Annotated in this window: 20 protein-coding genes; 10 read left to right on the top strand and 10 right to left on the bottom strand. The window is 73.2% G+C overall.

Annotation, left to right across the window (positions count from 1 at the left end):
• Positions 1-83: 83 nt before the first annotated feature.
• A complete protein-coding gene (locus ACGFZ2_RS24555; RefSeq protein ID WP_350686889.1) occupies positions 84-422 on the bottom strand; it encodes a co-chaperone GroES in 339 nt (112 codons plus the stop codon).
• Between the two features lie 160 nt (positions 423-582).
• Here ACGFZ2_RS24555 and ACGFZ2_RS24560 point away from each other — a divergent pair, with 160 nt between their 5' ends.
• Complete coding sequence (locus ACGFZ2_RS24560) at positions 583-1,881, top strand: AI-2E family transporter (protein WP_393457243.1); 1,299 nt, start codon at positions 583-585, stop codon at positions 1,879-1,881.
• A gap of 14 nt (positions 1,882-1,895) precedes the next feature.
• Here the strand turns inward: ACGFZ2_RS24560 and ACGFZ2_RS24565 are convergent, their stop codons facing one another.
• The gene (locus ACGFZ2_RS24565; RefSeq protein WP_393265028.1) at positions 1,896-4,022 is read right to left on the bottom strand and encodes an ATP-dependent DNA helicase; all 2,127 of its coding nucleotides are present in this window, start codon (positions 4,020-4,022) and stop codon (positions 1,896-1,898) included.
• A gap of 248 nt (positions 4,023-4,270) precedes the next feature.
• On the opposite strand from ACGFZ2_RS24565, the gene ACGFZ2_RS24570 reads away from it, so the two are divergent.
• Positions 4,271-4,777 carry a DUF402 domain-containing protein gene (locus tag ACGFZ2_RS24570; RefSeq protein ID WP_350706906.1) on the top strand — a complete coding sequence of 169 codons (507 nt, stop codon included), beginning with the start codon at positions 4,271-4,273 and terminating at the stop codon, positions 4,775-4,777.
• 127 nt (positions 4,778-4,904) lie between these two features.
• Here the strand turns inward: ACGFZ2_RS24570 and sigJ are convergent, their stop codons facing one another.
• A complete protein-coding gene (gene sigJ / locus ACGFZ2_RS24575) occupies positions 4,905-5,870 on the bottom strand; it encodes an RNA polymerase sigma factor SigJ (RefSeq protein ID WP_393457246.1) in 966 nt (321 codons plus the stop codon).
• A 385-nt stretch (positions 5,871-6,255) separates the two neighbouring features.
• Between sigJ and ACGFZ2_RS24580 the strand changes: the two genes are divergently transcribed.
• The 3 genes from ACGFZ2_RS24580 to ACGFZ2_RS24590 all read left to right on the top strand — a co-directional run bounded on the left by ACGFZ2_RS24580 (position 6,256) and on the right by ACGFZ2_RS24590 (position 8,836).
• Positions 6,256-6,882, top strand: a complete 627-nt coding sequence (locus ACGFZ2_RS24580; protein WP_350706910.1) for a DUF47 family protein — start codon at positions 6,256-6,258, stop codon at positions 6,880-6,882.
• 4 nt (positions 6,883-6,886) lie between these two features.
• Complete coding sequence (locus ACGFZ2_RS24585) at positions 6,887-7,891, top strand: anion permease (RefSeq protein WP_393264673.1); 1,005 nt, start codon at positions 6,887-6,889, stop codon at positions 7,889-7,891.
• Between the two features lie 111 nt (positions 7,892-8,002).
• On the top strand, positions 8,003-8,836 hold the full coding sequence (locus ACGFZ2_RS24590) for an NUDIX domain-containing protein (RefSeq protein WP_393457249.1): 834 nt from the start codon (positions 8,003-8,005) through the stop codon (positions 8,834-8,836).
• A gap of 169 nt (positions 8,837-9,005) precedes the next feature.
• Here the strand turns inward: ACGFZ2_RS24590 and pstB are convergent, their stop codons facing one another.
• The 7 genes from pstB to ACGFZ2_RS24625 all read right to left on the bottom strand — a co-directional run bounded on the left by pstB (position 9,006) and on the right by ACGFZ2_RS24625 (position 16,548).
• On the bottom strand, positions 9,006-9,782 hold the full coding sequence (pstB, locus tag ACGFZ2_RS24595) for a phosphate ABC transporter ATP-binding protein PstB (protein ID WP_350684604.1): 777 nt from the start codon (positions 9,780-9,782) through the stop codon (positions 9,006-9,008).
• Between the two features lie 20 nt (positions 9,783-9,802).
• The gene (gene pstA, locus ACGFZ2_RS24600; RefSeq protein ID WP_393457252.1) at positions 9,803-10,888 is read right to left on the bottom strand and encodes a phosphate ABC transporter permease PstA; all 1,086 of its coding nucleotides are present in this window, start codon (positions 10,886-10,888) and stop codon (positions 9,803-9,805) included.
• Positions 10,885-11,976, bottom strand: a complete 1,092-nt coding sequence (gene pstC / locus ACGFZ2_RS24605; RefSeq protein ID WP_393457255.1) for a phosphate ABC transporter permease subunit PstC — start codon at positions 11,974-11,976, stop codon at positions 10,885-10,887. The genes pstA and pstC overlap by 4 nt, the downstream gene beginning before the upstream one ends.
• Before the next feature lie 51 nt (positions 11,977-12,027).
• A complete protein-coding gene (pstS, locus tag ACGFZ2_RS24610; RefSeq protein WP_393457258.1) occupies positions 12,028-13,134 on the bottom strand; it encodes a phosphate ABC transporter substrate-binding protein PstS in 1,107 nt (368 codons plus the stop codon).
• A 618-nt stretch (positions 13,135-13,752) separates the two neighbouring features.
• Positions 13,753-14,679: a mycothiol synthase gene (gene mshD, locus ACGFZ2_RS24615; RefSeq protein WP_393457261.1), complete on the bottom strand. Its 927-nt coding sequence runs from the start codon at positions 14,677-14,679 to the stop codon at positions 13,753-13,755.
• A 121-nt stretch (positions 14,680-14,800) separates the two neighbouring features.
• Complete coding sequence (locus tag ACGFZ2_RS24620) at positions 14,801-15,661, bottom strand: polysaccharide deacetylase family protein (protein ID WP_393457264.1); 861 nt, start codon at positions 15,659-15,661, stop codon at positions 14,801-14,803.
• Positions 15,662-15,828: 167 nt separating this feature from the next.
• Positions 15,829-16,548, bottom strand: coding sequence for a winged-helix domain-containing protein (locus tag ACGFZ2_RS24625; protein WP_393264688.1), 720 nt, complete (start codon positions 16,546-16,548; stop codon positions 15,829-15,831).
• Between the two features lie 244 nt (positions 16,549-16,792).
• Here ACGFZ2_RS24625 and ACGFZ2_RS24630 point away from each other — a divergent pair, with 244 nt between their 5' ends.
• From ACGFZ2_RS24630 to ACGFZ2_RS24650, 5 genes are all read left to right on the top strand, one after another.
• The gene (locus tag ACGFZ2_RS24630; RefSeq protein ID WP_393264691.1) at positions 16,793-17,854 is read left to right on the top strand and encodes a hypothetical protein; all 1,062 of its coding nucleotides are present in this window, start codon (positions 16,793-16,795) and stop codon (positions 17,852-17,854) included.
• A gap of 81 nt (positions 17,855-17,935) precedes the next feature.
• Complete coding sequence (locus ACGFZ2_RS24635; protein ID WP_393457267.1) at positions 17,936-18,724, top strand: DUF2993 domain-containing protein; 789 nt, start codon at positions 17,936-17,938, stop codon at positions 18,722-18,724.
• Positions 18,725-18,858: 134 nt separating this feature from the next.
• Positions 18,859-18,936, top strand: coding sequence for an Ms5788A family Cys-rich leader peptide (locus ACGFZ2_RS24640; RefSeq protein ID WP_311202345.1), 78 nt, complete (start codon positions 18,859-18,861; stop codon positions 18,934-18,936).
• Positions 18,937-19,144: 208 nt separating this feature from the next.
• Complete coding sequence (locus ACGFZ2_RS24645; protein ID WP_357696311.1) at positions 19,145-19,993, top strand: sulfurtransferase; 849 nt, start codon at positions 19,145-19,147, stop codon at positions 19,991-19,993.
• A 3-nt stretch (positions 19,994-19,996) separates the two neighbouring features.
• Positions 19,997-20,320 carry a DUF1416 domain-containing protein gene (locus ACGFZ2_RS24650; protein WP_357696313.1) on the top strand — a complete coding sequence of 108 codons (324 nt, stop codon included), beginning with the start codon at positions 19,997-19,999 and terminating at the stop codon, positions 20,318-20,320.
• Positions 20,321-20,353: the final 33 nt, after the last annotated feature.

Consider the following 20,353-nt stretch of genomic DNA (forward strand, 5'->3'; position numbering starts at 1 on the left):
TGGTGCGGCTGGCTTCCCGGCCGGGAGCGTCGCAAACGACACCGGCGCCCGCAGCCGCGCGCGGCGGGGCGGGCGGGGAGGGCTCAGAGGTAGAGGCCGGTGGAGTCGTTCTCCACGCGCTCGGCGGCCACGGCGTGCACGTCGCGCTCGCGCAGCAGCACGTACCCGCGACCGTGCAGCTCGACCTCGGAGCGGTCGTCCGGGTCGAACAGGACCCGGTCGCCCGAGACGATGGCGCGGACGTTCGGCCCCACCCCGACAGCGGTGGCCCAGGCGAGCCGCTTGCCCACGGCGGCGGTCGCCGGGATCACGATGCCGGCGGTGGAGCGGCGCTCACCCTCGCTCCCCTCCATCCGCACCAGCACGCGGTCGTGCAGCAGGCGGATCGGCAGGCCGGAGTCGAGATTCTTGTCGGCGGTCACGCCGGAAACGCTACCGTGTCCCGGTCGGGCGGCCGTGAGCGGTTACGCGCCGGGGGCGGGGGGCACCGGGTGGCGGAACTGCCCTACGGTGGCGTGGTCGGACGTATCCTGTCCGCCCACCGGGGCGGGCACGGCCAGGTTCTGAAGCCAGGAGGTGCGCTTGAGCCGCTTCGAGCGGGTACGCGGACGGCTCCGTCGCGCGTACGAGTCGGGCCGGAAATCGGTGCGCCCCCGTCGTACGGACCCGGTCGAGGCTCCCGAGCCGGCCGGGGTGGCCTCGCCGGCGTCCCCCGGGCCGGTGGCGGCGCCGTCGGCGACCGTGGTCGGGGCGGAGCCGCCCGCGGCGATGCACACCTCCACCTCCAGCCGGGACGACGCCGACGTGCCGCGCGGGCTGCGGATCGCCGCCGCCTGGTCGTGGCGGTTGATCGTGATCGGCATCGTCGCCTGGGCGCTGCTGAAGATCGTCGGCACCATCAAGATCGTGGTGATCCCGCTGGCGGTCGCGCTGCTGCTCTCGGCGCTGCTCGCGCCGGCCGTCGGCTGGTTGCTGCGGGCGCGCTTCCCCCGCTCGCTGGCGACCGCGGTGGTGCTGGTCGGCGGCCTGGCCACGGTGATCGGCACGCTGACCCTGGTGGTGAACGAGTTCATCCAGGGCGTGCCGGAGCTGAGCAAGAAGTCGTCGGAGGGCGTCCGGCAGATCCAGGACTGGCTCAAGACGGGCCCGCTGCACCTCTCCGACGGTCAGCTCGACCGCTACATCGAAGAGGGCCAGAAGTGGGTCAACGACAACACCGAGAAGCTCACCAGCGGCGCCCTCTCCACGGCCACGACGCTGGCCGAGGTGCTGACCGGCACGCTGTTGGTGCTCTTCGCCACCTTCTTCTTCCTGCGTGACGGCAGCCGGATCTGGCGCTTCCTGGTCCGGCTGCTGCCGGTGGCCGCCCGCTGGAAGGTCGACGACGCCGGCCGGGCCTCCTGGTCGACCCTGGTCGCCTACGTACGCGCGACCGTGCTGGTCGCCTTCATCGACGCGGTCGGCATCGGCATCTTCCTGGTCGTCTTCGACATCCCGTTCGCCTTCCCGCTCGCCGCGCTGGTCTTCCTCGGGGCGTTCATCCCGATCGTCGGGGCGACCCTGTCGGGCGTCGTCGCGGTCCTGGTCGCGCTGGTCGACAGCGGCCTGGTGACCGCGTTGATCATTCTCGGCGTGGTGATCGGGGTGCAGCAGGTGGAGGGGCACGTGCTCCAGCCGTTGATCATGGGGCGCGCGGTGGCCATCCACCCGCTCGCGGTGATCATCGGGATCGCGGCCGGCGTGGTGCTCGCCGGGATCACCGGCGCGCTCGTCTCGGTGCCGCTGATCGCCGTGCTGAACACGGCCGTCCGCCGGCTCGCCGCCCGCACCGTCCCGGACACCCCGCCCGACGCCGTCGTCGTCGCCTCCAAGGCCCCCTGACCCGCCTGGGCGGGTCAGACCTTGGCGAGGCGTTCGAGGGCGCCGCGGGCGACCTCCGGCCGGGTGGTGTACCAGAACGGCGGCAGCGAGCGGCGCAGGAAGGCTCCGTAGCCCCGCGCGGTCTCCAGCCGCGAGTCGAGCACCGCGACCACGCCCTTGTCGCCGGTCGACCGGATCAGCCGCCCCACCCCCTGCGCCAGCCGGACCGCGGCGATCGGCACGCTCACCGCGGCGAAACCGGATCCGCCGTTGGCGTCGACCGCGGCGGCCCGGGCCGCCGCGAGCGGCTCGTCCGGCCGGGGGAAGGGCAGCCGGTCGATGACCACCAGTTGGCAGGAGTCGCCGGGCACGTCGACGCCCTGCCACAGCGACATCACCCCGAACAGGCAGCTCGCCTTCTCCTCCCGGAACCGGCGTACCAGCAGCGGCAGCGCCTCCTCGCCCTGGAGCAGGACGGGCAGGTCGGTCCGCGCGCGCAGCAGCTCCGCCGCCTGCTGCGCGGCCCGTCGCGAGGAGAAGAGGCCGAGCGTACGCCCGCCGAGCGCGGTGACCAGCGCGAGCAGTTCCTCGCCGGCCGCGTCGGGCAGCCCGGAGACGCTGGGCCGGGGCAGGTGCGCGGCGACGTAGAGGATGCCCTGCCGCGCGTAGTCGAACGGCGAGCCGACGTCGAGCGAGCGCCACCCGGGCCCCGACGTCGCCGGCAGCCCGGGCGTGCCGGTCGCAGGACCAGGCGGCTCGCTCCCCGCCGACCCGGCGCGTCCGGTCGCCTCGCCGCCACCCGTGGCCCCGACCGGGCCGGCCCCGGCGGCCGATGTGACCCCGGCGCGCCCCGCCGGGTCGGTGCGGCCGGCGGAGCGGGCGGCGAGGGCCGCGGCGGCCGGTGACGGCGGGTCGGCCGGGGGCGCCTCCAGCCCGAGCGCCCGGGCCACCGTGTCGAACCGGCCGCCGAGCGTCAGGGTCGCCGAGGTGGCGACCACCGTGCGCTCGTCGTACAGGTGGGTGGCGAGGGTGCCGGCGACCGACAGCGGCGCGACCACCAGCGCCCGGCGGCCGGTGTTGTCGTTCTTCTCCACCCAGGCCACGTCGTGGTCGGCCTCCTCCAACAGTCGCTGGGCGGTGGCGGAGAGCTCGTCGAGCACCGCCTTGGCCTGTTGCTTGCGCACCGGATCGGGGTCGTCGGCCTTGATCTCGCCGATGCCGTCGAGCGCCGCCCGGGTGGCCGCGTCGAGCAGGGTGCACGCCTCGCGCAGCGCGGCCGGCAAGCCGGAGGTGATCCGCCCGGCCGGCGCCTCCGCCAGCCCGACCGCCAGGGCGTCGCCGGCCGCGGTGAGCGACTCGGCGGTCTCCGGGCGCAGCAGTGGGCGGGCCCGCTTCGCGGAGCGGTCGATCAGCTCCGGCACCAGCTCGGCCTGGGCGGCCGAGGAGACGCGGTCGGCCAGCTCGTGCGCCTCGTCCACGATGAGCAGCTTGTGCGGCGGCACGATGTGCCGGCCGGCGAGCATGTCCACGGCCAGCAGGCTGTGGTTGGTGACGACGATGTCGGCCTCGCGGGCCCGGGCGCGGGAGGCCTCGGCGAAGCACTCCGCGCCGAACGGGCAGCGGGCCGCGCCGACGCACTCCCGGGCCGGCATGGAGACCAACCGCCACGCCTGGTCGTCGACGCCCGGGTCCAGCTCGTCCCGGTCGCCGGTGTCGGTCTTCTCCGCCCAGTCGCGCAGCCGCTGGATCTGCTTGCCGAGCCGCCCCGCCTCGCCGAGCCACTTCGTGCCGCCGGCGGGGCGCGCCGCCGGGGCGTCGAAGAGCGTGTCCTCCGGCTCGTCCTCCGTGGAGTTGTCCAGCCGGGCCAGGCAGAGGTAGTGGTGCCGCCCCTTGAGCACGGCGAAGGTGGGCCGGCGGCCGAGCACCGGCTCCACGGCGTCGGCGAGCCGGGGCAGGTCGTGGTCGACCAGTTGGGACTGCAACGCCAGGGTGGCCGTGGAGACCACCACCGGGCCGTCCACGGTCAGCGCCGGGGTGAGGTAGGCCAGCGACTTGCCGGTGCCCGTGCCAGCCTGCACGAGCAGGTGCTCGCGCGCCCGCACGCACTCCTCGATGGCGGTGGCCATCTGCTGCTGACCTGGGCGCGCGGCGCCGCCGGGCACCGCGCCGACCGCGGCGGCGAGCAGCTCGGCCCCGCTCGGCCGGGAGCCCCGCCGGCGGCCTCCGGTGCGGGGCGAGGGGGCGGTGGAACCGGTGGCGAGGCGCGGAGTCACCGTGCGACGGTACCCGCCGCCGCCGACACCGGCCGTGCCGATCCGGGCGTGGCGTCGTCACGGTACGGAATCCCACGGGCCGAGTCCGGTAACTTCCGTGCGGCGACCGATGGGCGGTATCGGCTAGGGTGCGACTCATGCCGAGCGACGTGGTCCGCGTGATCTACCGCAAGTACGACGGCAGCGCCCACCGCGACTACCCGGCCCGCCGGCTGGCCGAGGACGACCTCGGCGTCTGGCTCGGCGTTACCGAGGGCACGAAGTCGGTCTACCACGGCCGGCCGTCGGTCGAGCAGATCCCGTTCGTGCTCCTGGTGCCCCACCAGGGCTGGTGGACCGGCATGTTCAACCCGCCGCCGCGCACCAGCGAGGTCTACTGCGACATCGCCAGCCCGGCCCGCTGGGAGGACGACCACACCGTCCACCTGATCGACCTGGACCTGGACGTGGTGCGCCGCCGGGCCACCGGCGCGGTCGAGCTGCGCGACGAGGACGAGTTCGCCGAGCACCGGGCCCGCTTCGGCTATCCGGACGACGTGGTGGCGGAGGCCGAGGCGGCGGCCCGGTGGCTCCTCGGCGCGCTCGGCGACGGCACCGAGCCGTTCGCCACGTCGTACCGGAAGTGGCTCGCCCTGGTGGTCTGAGCCGGCGCGGTCGCCGTGGCCGGGCGCGCCCGAGCGCCGCCACCCACACGGCGGCCCCACGGGGCACCGATGCGGCCTCCGGGTGCCCGTGACGCGGTGCCGGGATGTCGCCGACGCGGCGCCGGGGTCACCAGCGTGGCGGCCAGCCGTCTTCGGCCCCCAGCGGCGGCACGTCGCGCAGCTTCTCCGGGTTGAGCTGGTGGAAGATCCCGGTCACCCGGCCGCCGTCCACCGCCAGGGCGGCGACCAGCCGCAGCGGCCGGCCGTCGGAGTGCACCGTCTCCATCTGCATCCCCAGCACGCCGTCGACGAGCACCGGGCGGGCGCGCACCGTGGCGCTGTAGCGGCCGGCCCGGCCGAAGAGGCCCAGGACGAACCGGGCCACCGCGTCGACGCCGACCACCGGGCGGCGGGCCGCCGGGAAGTGGCCGCCGCTGTCGCCGATGAGGACCACGCCCGGGGCGAGCACCCGCACCAGCGCGTCCAGGTCGCCCGACTCGACGGCGGCGACGAACGCGGCGACGACCCGGCGCTGCTCGGCCGGGTCGGCGGTGTCTCGGGGCGCGTCGGGCGCCTGCACCGCCCGGCGGGCCCGGGAGGCGAGCTGGCGGGCGGCGGCGTCGGTCGTGCCGAGCGCCTCGGCGATCCGGGGGAAGGGCACGGCGAAGACGTCGTGCAGCACGAAGGCGACCCGCTGCTCCGGCGTGAGCCGTTCCAGCACCACCATGAGCGCCGTGCCGACCTGGTCGGTGCGGACCGCGCGCTCCGCCGGGTCGGGCGCGAAGCCGTCGGTGCGCGGGCCCTGGTCGAGCGGGGTCACCACGGGCTCCGGCAGCCACTGGCCGGGGTACGTCTCCCGCCGCACCCGCGCCGAGCGCAGCACGTCCAGGCAGATCCGGGCGCAGGCGGTGGTCAGCCAGGCGCCGAGGTGCCGGATCTCGGCGCGGGCCGCCGGGTCGGCGAGCGCGGCGGCGTACCGCAGCCAGGTCTCCTGCACGGCGTCCTCGGCCTCGCTGCGGCTGCCGAGCATCCGGTACGCGACCGCCAGCAGCCGCCCCCGCTCGGCCTCGAACTCCGTCGCCAGATCCCGCACCCGAACCTCCCAGCACCGATCCGTCGCCCCATTCTCCCGCCACCCCGGCCCACCCACCGTCCCGCCTCGACGGGGCGGGGCTGGTACGCGGTGCCGGCGGACCGCGAGTGGTACCGCGACCGGGCGGTCGCGCACCTGCTCAGGGAGACGTTCGGCACCCCTCGATCTGGGGTATCCGCCTGCCGGTTTCGACGTCCGGCGGGAACGGGAGCGGCTACTGGGATCTGAGGGAAACGTCTCAGGTGAACGGCAGGTGAACGACCGATGAATGTGGCCCGACCAGGGGGAGGCCGCGGAATTCCCGCTTCCGTCGTTTCCTAGCATTCCCAGTCGGGCATCCCTCCGGGCGGCCGTACCCTTCCACCGACACGACGAGGTCCGTGCTGTGAAGTTTTCCTTCCGCCCGAACGAGGGCGCCTTCTACGAGCTCTTCACCAGGGCCGCGCAGAACCTGGTGAAGGGCACCGAACTGCTCAACGAGCTGGCCCTGCCCGGTGTGGAGGTGCAGTCGGTCAGCGAGCGGCTCACCGAGGTGGAGCACGACAGCGACCAGATCACCCACGAGCTCTACAAGAAGATCAACTCCACCTTCATCACGCCGTTCGACCGGGAGGACATCTACCGGCTCGGCTCGCTGCTGGACGACGTGATGGACCACCTCGAGGCGGTCGGCAACCTGCTCTACCTCTACGGGCTCACCAAGATCCCGTCGCTGCCCCGGGAGATGCACGAGCTGATCAACGTCCTCGACGCGCAGGCGAAGCTGACCGCAGAGGCCATGCCGCGGCTGAAGTCGATGAAGGACCTCGAGGACTACTGGATCGAGTGCAACCGGCTCGAGAACGACGGCGACCAGGCGTACCGGATGCTGCTGGTCCGCCTCTTCTCCGGCGAGTACGACGCACTGACCGTGCTGAAGATGAAGGAGGTCGCCGACGAGCTGGAGGCCGCCTGCGACTCCTTCGAGCACGTGGCGAACACCGTCGAGACCATCGCGGTCAAGGAGTCCTGATCCTGTGAGCCCCGAACTCATCGCCGTGCTGGCGGTGATCGCGGTGGCGTTGGCGTTCGACTACACCAACGGCTTCCACGACGCCGCCAACGCGATCGCGACCAGCATCTCCACCCGGGCGCTCACACCCCGGGTGGCCCTGGCCATGGCGGCGGTCGGCAACTTCATCGGCGCCCACTTCGGCGCCGAGGTGGCCAAGACCGTCGGCAGCGGCCTGGTGAAACTACCCACCGGGCAGGCCAGCCTCGGCATCGTCTTCGCCGGCGTGATCGGCGCGATCGTGTGGAACCTGATCACCTGGTACTTCGGCCTGCCGTCGTCCTCGTCGCACGCGCTGATCGGCGGACTGGTCGGCTCGACCGTCGCCGCGTCCGGCACCGTGCTCTGGAGCGGCATCGGGGAGAGCGTGATCATCCCGATGGTCCTCTCGCCGATGGTCGGCTTCCTGCTCGGTTACATCGTCATGATCGCCGTGCAGTGGATCTTCCGGAAGGGTCACCCCGGCAAGCTCAACCGAGGCTTCCGCTGGGCGCAGACCGCGTCGGCCGCCGCGATGTCGGTCGGCCACGGCATGCAGGACGCCGCCAAGACCATCGGCATCGTGGTGCTCGCCCTCTACGTGGGCGGCTACCAGAAGGACCCGAGCTTCATCCCGGAGTGGGCGTTCTGGACCTCGGCGGCCGTGCTGGCCGCCGGCACGTACGCCGGTGGGTGGCGGATCATCCGGACGCTCGGCCGGAAGATCATCGACCTGAAGCCGCCGGAGGGTTTCGCGGCCGAGACCGTGGCCAGCTCGGTGCTCTACTTCAACGCGCTGGTCCTCGGCGCCCCGATCTCGACCACCCACACGATCACCTCGGCGATCATGGGTGTCGGCGCCACCAAGCGGCTCTCCGCCGTGCGGTGGGGCGTGGCCGGCAACATCGTCGGCGCGTGGATCCTCACCTTCCCGGCCGCCGGTTCGATCGGCGCCCTGATGTACTTCCTGGCCCGCCCGCTCTTCAGCTGACGTGTAAGGAAGGGCCCCTTGTTAACGCTATGCGTTAACAAGGGGCCCTTCCTTACACGGCTCACGGCAGCACCGCCCGGCCGGCCGTGAGACAGGAACTAGGCTCGGCGCATGACGATCCACGCCGACGGCTTCCCCGCACCCCCGGCGCTGGTGGAGCACGCCCGCCGGTTCCGCGCCGAAGGCGCCACCCCGGCGGCGCCCCGGGTCGCGGCCACCGTGCTGCTGCTCCGCCCGGCCGGCGACGACTTCGAGGTGTACCTGATCCGACGGGTCGCCGCGATGGCCTTCGGCGGGATGTACGCCTTCCCCGGCGGCGGAGTCGACCCCTCGGACTCGCAGGCACACCTGGACTGGGCCGGCCCGACGCCGGCCGGCTGGGCCGAGCGGCTGGGGCTGACCCCGGCGGCCGCCCAGGCGGTGGTCTGCGCCGCCGCCCGCGAGGTGTTCGAGGAGGCCGGGGTCCTGCTCGCCGGCCCCGACGCCGGGGCCGTGGTGGGCGACGTGAGCGGCGACGACTGGGAGGACGACCGGGTGGCGCTGGAGCAGCGCCGGGGCGGCTTCGCGGACCTGCTCGCCCGGCGCGGGCTCACCCTCCGGTCGGACCTGCTGCTGCCCTGGAGCCGGTGGATCACGCCGGAGTTCGAGCCGCGCCGCTTCGACACGTACTTCTTCGTGGCCCTCCTGCCCGAGGGGCAGCGGACCCGGGACGTCTCCGGCGAGGCCGACCACACCCTGTGGATCCGCCCGGCGGACGCCCTGGCCCGGGCGGAGGCGGGCGAGCTGACCATGCTGCCGCCGACCCTGGTGACCCTGGCCCAGGTGGCGGCCGGCGGCGACCTGGCCGGCGTCGCCGCGGCGGCGGCGACCCGGGACGCCGCCACCCCGGTCACCCCGCGCCTCGACGTGCCCGACGACGGCGAACCCCGCTTCGTGCTGGCCTGACCGCCGCACCCGCGCCGCCGTGTGCCGGCACTGCCGTGCGCCCGGGTCCCGGACCGACGGGACGGGGGGTCGGCCGACGGCCGACGGGGTCGGGAGCCGGGGGCGCAGACGCCGACGGCGCCCCGCCCGGGACGGGGACGGGACGCCGGTGGGCGGGGACGGGGGCGGCTCAGCCGAAGCGGCCGGTGATGTAGTCCTCGGTCTTCTTCACCCCGGGGTTGCTGAAGATCTTCTGCGTGTTGTCGTACTCGATCAGGCGGCCCGGGTCGCCGGTCTTCTCGATGGAGAAGAAGGCGGTCCGGTCCGAGACGCGGGCGGCCTGCTGCATGTTGTGCGTGACGATGATGATGGTGAACTTGTCCTTGAGCTGGAACATCAGGTCCTCGATGGCCAGCGTGGAGATCGGGTCGAGCGCCGAGCAGGGCTCGTCCATCAGCACCACCTGCGGCTCGACCGCGATGGTCCGGGCGATGCAGAGCCGCTGCTGCTGACCGCCGGAGAGGCCGGCGCCGGGCTTGCCGAGCCGGTCCTTCACCTCGTCCCAGAGGTTGGCCGAGCGGAGCGCCTTCTCGGCCGCCTCGTCCAGGATCGACTTCTTGCGGACCCCGTTGAGCCGCAGGCCGGCCACCACGTTCTCGAAGATGCTCATGGTGGGGAACGGGTTCGGCCGCTGGAAGACCATGCCGATCATGCGGCGGACGGCGGTGACGTCGACGTCCCGGTCGTAGATGTCCTGGTCGTCGATGGTGAGGCTGCCCTCGACCCGGGCGCCGGGAAGCACCTCGTGCATCCGGTTGATCGACCGGAGGAAGGTGGACTTGCCGCAGCCGGACGGGCCGATCAGGGCGGTCACCGTCTTCGGCTCGACCGTCAGGTTGATGTTCTCGATCGCCTTGAAGGCGCCGTAGTAGGCGGTCACGTTCGAGGCTTCGATGCGCTTGGCCATGGTGGTGGTACCTCCGGGATTCATCGGCCGAGCCGGTTGCGGCGGGCCAGCAGCTTCGCCGCGACGGTCAGGATCAGCACGAGGGCGACCAGGGTGAGTGCCGCCGTCCACGCCCGCGCCGGCGCGTACCGGGACGCGTCGCCCGCCTGCTGGTAGACGAAGAGGGCCAGCGACGACTGGTTGTTCTCGAACGGGTTGAAGTTGATCGCCGCGCCGCCGCCGGCGACGAGCAGCACCGGAGCGGTCTCGCCGGCCGCGCGGGCGATGGCGAGCATGACGCCGGTGACGATGCCCGGCAGCGCGGTGGGCAGCACGACCCGCAGGATGGTCTTCCACTTCGGCACGCCGAGGGCGTACGCCCCCTCGCGCAGCGGCGCCGGGACGAGACGCAGCATCTCCTCGGTGGAGCGGACCACGGTGGGCAGCATCAGCACGCTCAGCGCGAGCGCGGCGGCGAAGCCGGAGAAGCTCGGCCGGCCGTCGTTGAACCACGGCGAGACGATCAGCACCCAGAACGCCAGCACGAACAGGCCGGCGACGATCGACGGGATGCCCGTCATGACGTCCACGAAGAACCGGATCGCGAAGGCGAACCGGCCCCGGCCGTACTCGACGACGTAGATCGCGCAGAGGATGCCGAGCGGGACGGTGATCAGGGCGGCGATGCCGACCTGCTGCAACGTGCCGACGATCGCGTGATACGCCCCGCCGTTCGGGTCGCGGGCGCCGATGTTGTTCATCGAGGTGAGGAAGAAGTCGCCGTCCAGCCGCTCGGCGCCCTTGCTGACCAGCGTCCAGACCACCGAGGCCAGCGGCAGGACGGCCAGCACGAACGCGGAGTGGATCAGAGCGCTCCAGGTGCGGTTGCGGGCCGAGCGCCGCCCCTCGACGCGGTTCGCCGCGACGAAGAGGCCGGCCAGGTAGAGCAGCGCGCCGAGCACCACGACCAGCACGGGGCCGCCGGTGTCGGTGCCGTACACGAAGGCGGCGGCGACCAGCAGGGCGGCCGCCGCGACGGCCGGCGCGGCGTACCTCGGCAGCCGCCGGGCCTTGAGGGTGGGCGGCTGCGCGGGCGGACGGTTCCGGTGCGAAGCGACGGTGGTCATGCGGCCGACTCCGTGAACTCCCGGCGGCGGTGGATGATCGCCCGCGCCGTGATGTTGACGATCAGCGTGATGGCGAAGAGCACCAGACCGGAGGCGATCAGCGCGCCCCGACCCGTGTCGTTCGCCTCGCCGAACGTGTTGGCGATGTTGGCGGCGATGGTGTTGCCGCCGCTCTCGATGAGGTTGAACGAGATGTTGAAGGTGATGCCGAGGGTCATCGCCAGGGCGATGGTCTCACCGAGCGCCCGGCCCAGGCCGAGCATCACCGCGGCGACGATGCCGGGGCGGCCGTAGGGCAGCACCGCGGTGCGGATCATCTCCCAGCGGGTGGCGCCGAGGGCGAGGGCGGCCTCCTCGTTGGCGGTCGGGGTCTGCAGGAACACCTCGCGGGAGAGCGACGTGATGATCGGCAGCACCATGATCGCCAGGACCAGCGCGCCCAGCATGATGGACTTCCCGAACGGGCCGTCGCCGCCGAAGATCGGGATCCACCCGAAGTACGTGTTCAGCCAGGCGGAGAAGTCCCGGACCGGGCTGATGAAGACGTCCCGGCCCCAGAGGCCGAAGACCACGCTCGGCACCGCGGCCAGCAGGTCGATCAGGAAGCCCAGCGTGGTGCCGAGCCGGCGCGGCGCGTAGTGGGACAGGTAGAGCGCGATCCCCAGGGCCACCGGCACCGCCATCAGCAGGGCCAGGGCGGAGCTGAGCACGGTGCCGAAGGCGAGCGCCCCGATGCCGAACTTCGGCTCCGCGTCGTTCGGGAACCAGCCCTCGAAGGTCCAGAAGCCCTCGGTGTTGGCCCGCAGCGCCGGCACGGCCTTGGCGATCAGGAAGACCGCGATCGCGGCGATGATGACCAGGACGGCGACGCCGGCGGCCAGGGTGAGGCCCCGGAAGGCCCGCTCTGCGCCGAACGCCCGGGCCCGGGGCAGCGCGCCACCGCCGCCCAGCCCGGCTCCGTCCGGGGTACGGGTGCTGACTGGTGGCTCGGCCAGACGCGCCGAGGCACCGGCGGGCCGCTCGTGACCTTCGGTCACGCGGGTCCCGCCGGTGCCGGCGTCGGCCGAGCGCTGAGGGGTTTCACCCATCTGCTCGCTCGCTTCGAGTTGAGGTGGTGGTGATGGTGTCGGTGAGGCGGGTCAGGCGAGGTTCTTGACCGCGGCCTCGACCTTGGTGCGGACCGACTCGGGCAGCGGGGCGTAGCCCAGCTCGGTGAGGTCGGCCTGGCCGGCGGTGCTGGCGGCGTGGCCGAGGAAGCCCTTGACCAGCGGCAGCTTGTCGGCGGCGAGGCCCTTGGTGCAGACGATCTCGTAGGTCACCAGGACGATCGGGTAGGCCCCGGCCTCCTTGGTGTTGTAGTCGATCTTCATCTTGAGGTCGTCGCCCTGGCCGACCACCTCGGCGCCGGCGATGGTCTTACCGGCCGACTCGGCGGTCAGCTCGGCGAACTCACCCGCACCGTTGCCGACCTTGGCGGTCTTCAGGCCGCCGTTCTCGGCGTACGACCACTCGACGTAGCCGATGGTGCCGTCCTGGCCCTTGATGGCGCTGGCCACGCCGTCCGACTTGGCCGCACCGGTGCCGCCCGGGGCCTTCCACTCCTTGGCCTTGCCGAAGGTCCAGTCGGACGCGGCGGTCTTGGCGAGGAAGTCGGTGAAGTTGTCGGTGGTGCCGGAGGAGTCCGAGCGGTGCACCGCGTTGATGGCGGTCGACGGCAGGGTGGCGCCCGGGTTGTCGGCCTTGATGGCCGGGTCGTCCCACTTGGTCACCTTGCCGGCGAAGATCTTCGCCAGGGTGGCCGGCTTGAGCTGAAGGTTGTCCACGCCGTTGACGTTGTAGGCGATGGCGACCGGGCCGATGACCATCGGCAGGTTGATCGCGGCACCGCCGACGCACTTGGCGTTGGCCTGCGGCTGCTCCTCCTCCTTGAGGGCGGAGTCCGAGCCGGCGAAGTCGGCGGTGCCGGCGATGAAGGCCTGGATGCCGGCGCCCGAGCCGGACGGCTCGTAGTTGATCTTCACACTGGAGCACTTCTGCTGGTACGCCTTGATCCACTCGTCCATGGCGTTCTTCTGCGCCGACGAGCCCTGGGCGTTCAGCGTGCCGGTGGCGCAGTCGGCGGCGGCGGCCGACCCGGAGGCGGAGGCGCTGCTCGCGGGCTCGTTGTTGTCCGAGCCGCATGCGCTGAGAGCGAGCGTCGCGGTAAGAGCGAGGCAGGCGAGAGTGCCGTGCCGCTGGAGCTTCACCTGAGGGGTTTCCCTTCACGTCTGACTTCGCACCCGGATTGGGGGCCCGGGGTGCCGGCGCTGACCGGCTGGTCCAAAAGTTAGGAGCGCCAGGTAGCCGGTTCGCCGGTCGCACGTGAACGCGAGGTGAACAGGTGCGGCAGTGCAGGTGACCGCTCGCTGAGGGTGAGTTGTCCGTTAAGTGAACTCGGAAGCCCCTGTCGGAAGTATGGGCATTTTTCCGGTAGGCCGTTATCTCGCCGACGCGCCGCCGTTATCCGCCGGTGACCGCTGGCCCGGGCGTGTCGGACACAACCGGACCTCACGGGTGCCGCCGCCCGGCCGCTGTCGAGCTGCCCTCACAGATGGGGCAGACGTGCCGCCGCAGACGGCCGAGCTTGGCGTGACGGATGGTCCCACAGATGGGGCAGCTCGACAGCGCCCACGCCACCCGACCCACCCGGATCTGCCGACAGCGGGTCGACGGGGTCGCCACCCCGCAGCCGACACCACCCCAAAGCCACGCCGACGCCTCACAACGCCGCTTTGCGGACGCCTCGCCACAGCCGTACCCCACAACCGACATCCAGGCACGGACGTCACGCGACCACCGACGGGGTGTGGCCCGGCCGGTGTCCGTCAGGCCGACTGGTAGTTCACGTGCGCGGACCAGCGGGCGAAGCCGAGCCGCTCGTAGAGGGCCACCGCGGCGGTGTTCGACTCGTCGACGTAGAGCATGACCCGGTCCAGGCCCCGTCGGTCCCGCAGGTACGCCAGGCCGGCCGCCGTCAGCGCCCGGCCCAGCCCGCCCCGGTGCGTCGCCGGGTCCACCCCGAGGACGTAGACCTCGCCGATCCGGGCCGAGCCGGGGCGCTCGTGGACCTTCGTCCAGTGGAAGCCGACCAGCCGGCCGGTGGCCGCCTCGACGGCAAGCAGGAAGCCGTCCGGGTCGAACCACGGCTCGGCGAGGCGTACCCGCAGGTCGGCGGGGGACCAACGGCCCTGCTCGGGGTGCTCGGCGAAGGCCCGCGCGTTGAGGGCGAGCCAGGCGGCGTCGTCGTCACCCGGCCGGAACGCGCGCAGCGTCACCCCGTCCGGCAGCCGGGGCTCGGGGATCGGCGCGGTCAGCGGCCGGCGCAGTTGCCAGAGCACCCGTGCCCGGCGCAGGCCCAGGTCGACGGCGAGGGCGGCGGCGGATGGGTGGTCGCCGTGCGCCCAGACCCGCAGCGGGCCGCCGGCCGCCGCCAGCACGCCCCGGGCCAGCGCCCGTCCCGCCCCGCGCCGCCGGTGCGCCGGGTGCACCGCCAACTCCACGCCCGTCCCGGCCTCGCCGTCGGTGGTGTCCAGGTGGGCGTACCCGGTCAGCGTCCCGTCGGCGGCCCGGGCGGTCAGGTGCACCGCGGCCGCGTCCGGGTCCCGCAGCCGGAGCAGGACGTGCTCGTCGAACGGGTCCGCCCCGTCGGTGTCGCCGGCGGCCCCCGCGAGCGCCAGTACGTCGGCGATCTGCGCGGGGCTGAGGCGGTCGGTCCGGGTCACCTGCTGGCTGGTCGGTGCGGCGCTGCTCATGTCGTCACCGTAGTCCGGTCGGCCGCCGGTCCCGCCGACCTTCAACCGGCCCGCCGGCTGGTGTAGCGGGGGTCACGTCGGCGGGCCGGGCGGGCGACCACGCCGGGCGGTCCGCCGAGCCTCACGTCGCGCCGTTGGGCAGCGCCGCCACCTTGAACCGGCTGGTCAGGGCCGGCAGGATCTCGTGCAGCGCGTCCACTGTGCCCTGTCGGTCGCCGCCGGCGTCGTGCAGCAGCACGACCGAGCCGGGTTCGACGCTGGTGAGAACCATCCCGGCGATCCGGTCGGCCCCCGGCGTCTCCCAGTCCGCCGGGTCGACCGTCCAGTGCAGCGGGGTCATCCCGAGTTCCCGGGCCACGGACACCACCGAGCGGGTCCAGGCTCCGCCGGGTTGGCGGTAGTACGCGATCGGGGCGTTCGGCACGGCCGCCCGGATCGCCTCGCTGGTACGCAGCAGGTCCGCCCGGATGGCGTTCGGCGACTGCTGGCCGAGGGTGACGTCGTGGTTCCAGGTGTGGTTGCACAGGGTGTGCCCGTCGGCCACTATCGCCCGGATCAGGTCGGGGTGGCTCTGTGCGTTCTCGCCCACCACGCAGAAGGTGGCCCGGACGTGGTGCTCGCGGAGCAGGGCGAGCACCTGCGGGGTGTACTGCGGGTCCGGTCCGTCGTCGAAGGTCAGCGCGACCTGCGACGTGCCGCTGGTGGTCTGCGTGCCGTACGGCCCGTCGGCCCCGGTCGGGGTGCCGCTCGGGGTGCCGCTCGGGCTGGCGCCGTCCTGCCCGGCCACCGCGGGCCCGGTGCTCCGGTCGTCGCCGGGCGTGGGCCGGTCGGGGTCGTCCGTCGGCGGCTGGTCAGCGTAGTGCTGGCCGGTGCTGGTCGTCACGTCGGAGGCGGGCCGGTCGGGGACCAGGCTGCGGCCGAGCGCGTACGCGGTGCCCAGCAGGGCGGTCACAACCAGCACGACGATGCCGACGGCGCGCACGGCGGAGGGGTCCCGGATAGTCGTGCCTGTCCGTGCCGAACCGTTGCCCCCGTGGTCGATGCGCACGCCGCCGCCCCCCTTTGCTAGCAAACCCGGCAGTCAGACTAAAACCGACGAGCTATGCCAAAGGTGGCGTACGCGAATAGTTCCCCGGAAGGGGAGGAGGGTCAGACGGGCAGCGGGGCGTGCTCCGACTCCGGCAGCGACCGGGGCGGCGGCACGACGAACTTGTAGCCCACCTGCCGCACCGTGCCGATCATCGACTCGTACTCGGAGCCGAGCTTCGCCCGCAGCCGCCGGACGTGCACGTCGACCGTGCGGGTGCCGCCGAAGTAGTCGTAGCCCCAGACCTCCCGCAGGAGCTGGTCCCGGGTGAACACCCGGCCGGGGTGCTGCGCCAGGAACTTCAGCAGCTCGAACTCCTTGTAGGTCAGGTCGAGCGGCCGGCCCTTCAGCTTCGCGGCGTACGTGTCCGGATCGATGGTGAGCTCGCCGGCGCGGATCGAGCCGCCGGCGCCGGACGTCGCGTTGCTCAGCCGGCCGACCGCCAGCCGCAGCCGGGCCTCCACCTCGGCCGGGCCCGCCGAGGCGAGGATGACGTCGTCGACGCCCCAGTCCGCGTTGAGCGCGATCAGCCCGGCTTCGGTGACCACCGCGACCAGCGGCACGCCGAGCCCGGTGGCGTGCAGCATCCGGCAGGTGGCCCGGGCCTCGCTCAGCTCGGAACGGGCGTCGACCAGCACCGCGTCCGGGCTGGGGCCGGCCACCAGGGTGCGGACGTCGCGCGGCGCGGTGCGGACCGAGTGCGGCAGCAGGTCGAGTGCCGGCAGCACAGCGGATGCTTCGCCGGCGCGTGCGGTCACCAGCAGCAGGATCTCCACGATCACCTCCGTCCCGGCGGCCGTCGGCCGCGCGCGACCAGCGCTTTCCGCAGGGGGTGTGGCGCTGATGAACTTGCGTGGGTCCCGGCGTCGCTGACGGGCGGGTAGCGGCTTGAGCGTAACCGATGGCCCCGGCGTCACCTCCGCGTCCTTTCCCGTTTGCCCGGCTTGCCCATGATCGCGCCTCGGGTTTTAACGTTGCCGAAACCGTGACCTCCGCGCCGGCCGGCCGGTCTGGCACGATCGGGGCGTGTTTCCCTCCAGTTCGCCCGAGACCGGCCGCGACCCGTGGTCCGACGGGCCCCGCCCGGGGCCGTCGGGCCCGTCCCGTGGCCAGCCGCCGGCGCCGCGCACCGGGCCGGCCCCAGACGACGACGGCGCCCGCCGCGAGCGCGGCGGGCCGCGTCGCGCCCGCCGCGGTGGCGAGCCGCCGCGCCGGCCCGACGACGAGGCGGACGCCGAGCCGGACGAGGAGGTGGTCGAGCCGGTCGAGGTGCGCCGCCCGCTCGCGCTGGCCGTCGCCGGGTTCGCGGTCCTGCTCGGCATCGGCCTGGTGCTCGGGGCGCAGACCTCCGGCCCGGGCCACCGGCTGCCGTTCGCGGGCATCGTCCTCGGCGTGCAACTGCTCTTCGTGCTGGCCTGGACGATGGCCATGCGGCCGCCGGCGCTGCTGCTGGTCGCCCTGGTCAGCGTGGCCGCCGCGGTCGCGGCCGACGCCGCCGCCGTGCAGACGGACGTCGCCGGACTGGCGCCGCTGGGCTACGTCGCGGCGGGCGCCTTCCTCCTCGGGGTGCTCGGCCAACTCGTCCGGCGGGTCGACCGCGTGCGGGTGACCGACTCCCTGGGCGGCACCCTGCTGATCGTGGTGGGCGTCGTCGCGTTCGCCACCCTGATCACGCTCAGCCGGATCCCGGCCGGCACCCAGGCCATCACCGTCTGCCTCACCGCCAGCGGGGTCGCGCTCACCGTCGCCCGGCTCACCGACGCGGTGGCGCCCTGGCCGCGGCTGGCACCGCAGGTGCCCCGGGGCGCGGCCGGCGTGGTCGGCGGCGCCATGGTCGGCACGCTGGTCAGCGCCGTCCTCGGCAGCTACCTGGTGACGCCCTTCACCCCCACCAGGGCCGCGATCATCGGCCTGGTCGCGGCGGTCGCCGCCGTGCTGGCCGACCTCGCCGTGGGGTACGCGGAGGCGGGCCGGCTGATGGCGGGGGAGCCGCCGACCATGTGGGTGGCCCGGCACATGCAGGGGCCACTCGGCGGCTTCGCCCTCGCCGCGCCGGCCGCGTACGCCATGTGCAAGCTGGTCCTCTGACGCGCGGTTGAGGATTTCCCCGTCCGGGTACCACCGATAGGCCGCTACGCGGCACCCCGGGCACTCACGACAGGAGGCGGCGTGGCGCAGGATCACACGTACGAGGAGCGGCCCCGTCGACGCGGGCGCAAGGTGCTCGTCACCCTCGTCGTCCTGCTGCTGGTCGTCGGCGGCCTGCTCGTCGTGGCCGACCGGGTCGCGGCCGGGGTGGCCGAGCGCGCCATCGCCGACCAGATCCGGCAGGAGGTCGCCAAGCAGGGGGCGCAGTCCTCGGCGCCGGAGGTCGAGGTCGGCGGCTTCCCGTTCCTCACCCAGGTGCTCGACGGCCGGTACGAGCGCATCTCCATCGGGCTGCGGGACGTGCAGGGCCCGGTGCAGGGCGACGTGGTCGCGCTGCCGAAGCTCGACGTGGACGCCCGCAACGTCCGCGCGTCGCTGGACACGATCCGCTCCGGGCAGGGTGACGTGGTCGCCGAGACGGTCGACGGCACCGGCACCATCAGCTACGACAGCCTCGCCAAGCTGCTCGACCGGCCCGGGTTGACCCTCGGCGAGCAGGGCGGCCGGCTCGCCGTCACCGCCCCGGCCGACATCCTCGGCCAGCGGCTCACCGTGACCGGCACCGCCGACATCATCGTCGGCAAGGAGGGGCAGGTGGCGCTGCGCTTCAACGACCTGAACGCCGAGGGGCTGCCGAACGTGCCGCTGGCCCGGGCGATGCTCAACAACTACGCCAAGAGCATCTCGGTCGACGTACCCCTGCCCGACCTGCCGTTCCAGCTCGCCATCCGGGAGGTCCGGCCGCTGCCCGAGGGGCTGGCGGTGACTGCGGACGCGAAGAACGTTCCGATCAACTCGGCCGCCGGCTGAGCCGCCGGCGGTCCGCCCGCCGGCGCGAGCGCGGGGGCGACGCGACCGGGAGTGACGGGCCGGTGGCGAGGCGGCGTCCCGGATGCTGGTCGGTCCGGTGGCGTCATCGGGCGTGGCTGATAGGCTCCCTGCCCATGGGGACGCTCCTCACCAAACGGCGCGCGGTCGACCTGTGCCGCGTGGCCACCTGCCTGTGTCGCCCCGTCATCTGACGGCGGGGCTGTCCTCGGCTGCCTGGCGCAGCCAGCGGCACTCAGGGTCCGCGTACCCCCGGTGCTCTCCCACCGAACGCCCGGCAGCGGCGCCGTCGCACGAACCCGTGATCCGTTTCTCGCTATGGGTCCCGCGCGTGGTGCGACAGTCATGTTCATCGCTCTCCGCGCGTTGGCTCACCATCCATCCTCACCAGGGAGTGATCTGATGAGTCGCGACACCGCACTCGTCTCGGCCGAGTGGGCCGAGAAGAACATCGACGCCCCGGGCGTCGTCTTCGTCGAGGTCGACGAGGACACCTCGGCCTACGACACCGGCCACATCGCCGGCGCGATCAAGCTGGACTGGAAGACCGACCTGCAGGACCAGGTGCGCCGGGACTTCGTCAACAAGAGCCAGTTCGAGGCCCTGCTCTCCGAGCGCGGCATCGGTAACGACGACACCGTCATCCTCTACGGCGGCAACAACAACTGGTTCGCCGCGTACGCGTACTGGTACTTCAAGCTCTACGGCCACCGCGACGTGAAGCTGCTCGACGGCGGCCGCAAGAAGTGGGAGCTGGACGCCCGCCCGCTGGTGACCGACGCGGTGACCCGCCCGGCGACGCAGTACGTGGCGCAGGAGCCGGACACCTCCATCCGGGCCTTCCGCGACGAGGTCGTGGCCGCGATCGGCACCAAGAACCTGGTCGACGTGCGCAGCCCCGACGAGTTCGCGGGCCGGCTGCTCGCCCCCGCCCACCTGCCGCAGGAGCAGGCGCAGCGGGCCGGGCACATCCCCACCGCGATCAGCGTGCCGTGGTCGAAGGCGGCCAACGAGGACGGCACCTTCAAGTCCGACGACGAGCTGCGCAAGATCTACGCCGACGCCGGGCTGGACGACAGCCGGGAGACCATCGCGTACTGCCGGATCGGCGAGCGCTCCTCGCACAGCTGGTTCGTGCTCCAGGAGCTGCTCGGGCACCGCAACGTGAAGAACTACGACGGATCCTGGACCGAGTACGGCTCGCTGGTCGGCGTGCCGGTCGCGCTCGGCGACGAGCCCGGGGAGGCCTGAGCCATGACCGCACCCACCGCTGCCGGCTGCGCCGCTCCCGACCAGGCCGCCCCGCTGCCCGCGAGCCTCGACCTGGAGAAGGAGACCGTGATCACCGGCGTCGTCCGGTCCGACGCGGGCGAGGCCGTGCCGGGCGCGTACGTCCGGCTGCTCGACTCGACCGGTGAGTTCACCGCCGAGGTGGTGACCTCGCCGGCCGGCCAGTTCCGGTTCTTCGCCGCGCCGGGCACCTGGACCCTGCGGGCGCTCTCCCGGCACGGCAACGGCGACACCGCCGTGACCGCCAGCCGGGGCATCAACGAGGTCGCCGTCACCGTCGCCTCCTGACCCACGCTCCGATCGGCCCGTGGCCCGCCCCCT

The organism is Micromonospora sp. NPDC048063, from assembly GCF_043202855.1.
Lineage (GTDB): Bacteria > Actinomycetota > Actinomycetes > Mycobacteriales > Micromonosporaceae > Micromonospora.

Bases quoted from the DNA above. Each gene is read 5' to 3' on its own strand.
- ACGFZ2_RS24650 (WP_357696313.1), top strand. From the start codon at position 19,997: ATGACCGCACCCACCGCTGCCGGCTGCGCCGCTCCCGACCAGGCCGCC.
- pstA (WP_393457252.1), bottom strand. From the start codon at position 10,888: ATGACCACCGTCGCTTCGCACCGGAACCGTCCGCCCGCGCAGCCGCCC.
- ACGFZ2_RS24645 (WP_357696311.1), top strand. From the start codon at position 19,145: ATGAGTCGCGACACCGCACTCGTCTCGGCCGAGTGGGCCGAGAAGAAC.
- mshD (WP_393457261.1), bottom strand. From the start codon at position 14,679: ATGAGCAGCGCCGCACCGACCAGCCAGCAGGTGACCCGGACCGACCGC.
- ACGFZ2_RS24590 (WP_393457249.1), top strand. From the start codon at position 8,003: ATGACGATCCACGCCGACGGCTTCCCCGCACCCCCGGCGCTGGTGGAG.
- pstB (WP_350684604.1), bottom strand. From the start codon at position 9,782: ATGGCCAAGCGCATCGAAGCCTCGAACGTGACCGCCTACTACGGCGCC.
- ACGFZ2_RS24640 (WP_311202345.1), top strand. From the start codon at position 18,859: ATGGGGACGCTCCTCACCAAACGGCGCGCGGTCGACCTGTGCCGCGTG.
- ACGFZ2_RS24570 (WP_350706906.1), top strand. From the start codon at position 4,271: ATGCCGAGCGACGTGGTCCGCGTGATCTACCGCAAGTACGACGGCAGC.
- pstC (WP_393457255.1), bottom strand. From the start codon at position 11,976: ATGGGTGAAACCCCTCAGCGCTCGGCCGACGCCGGCACCGGCGGGACC.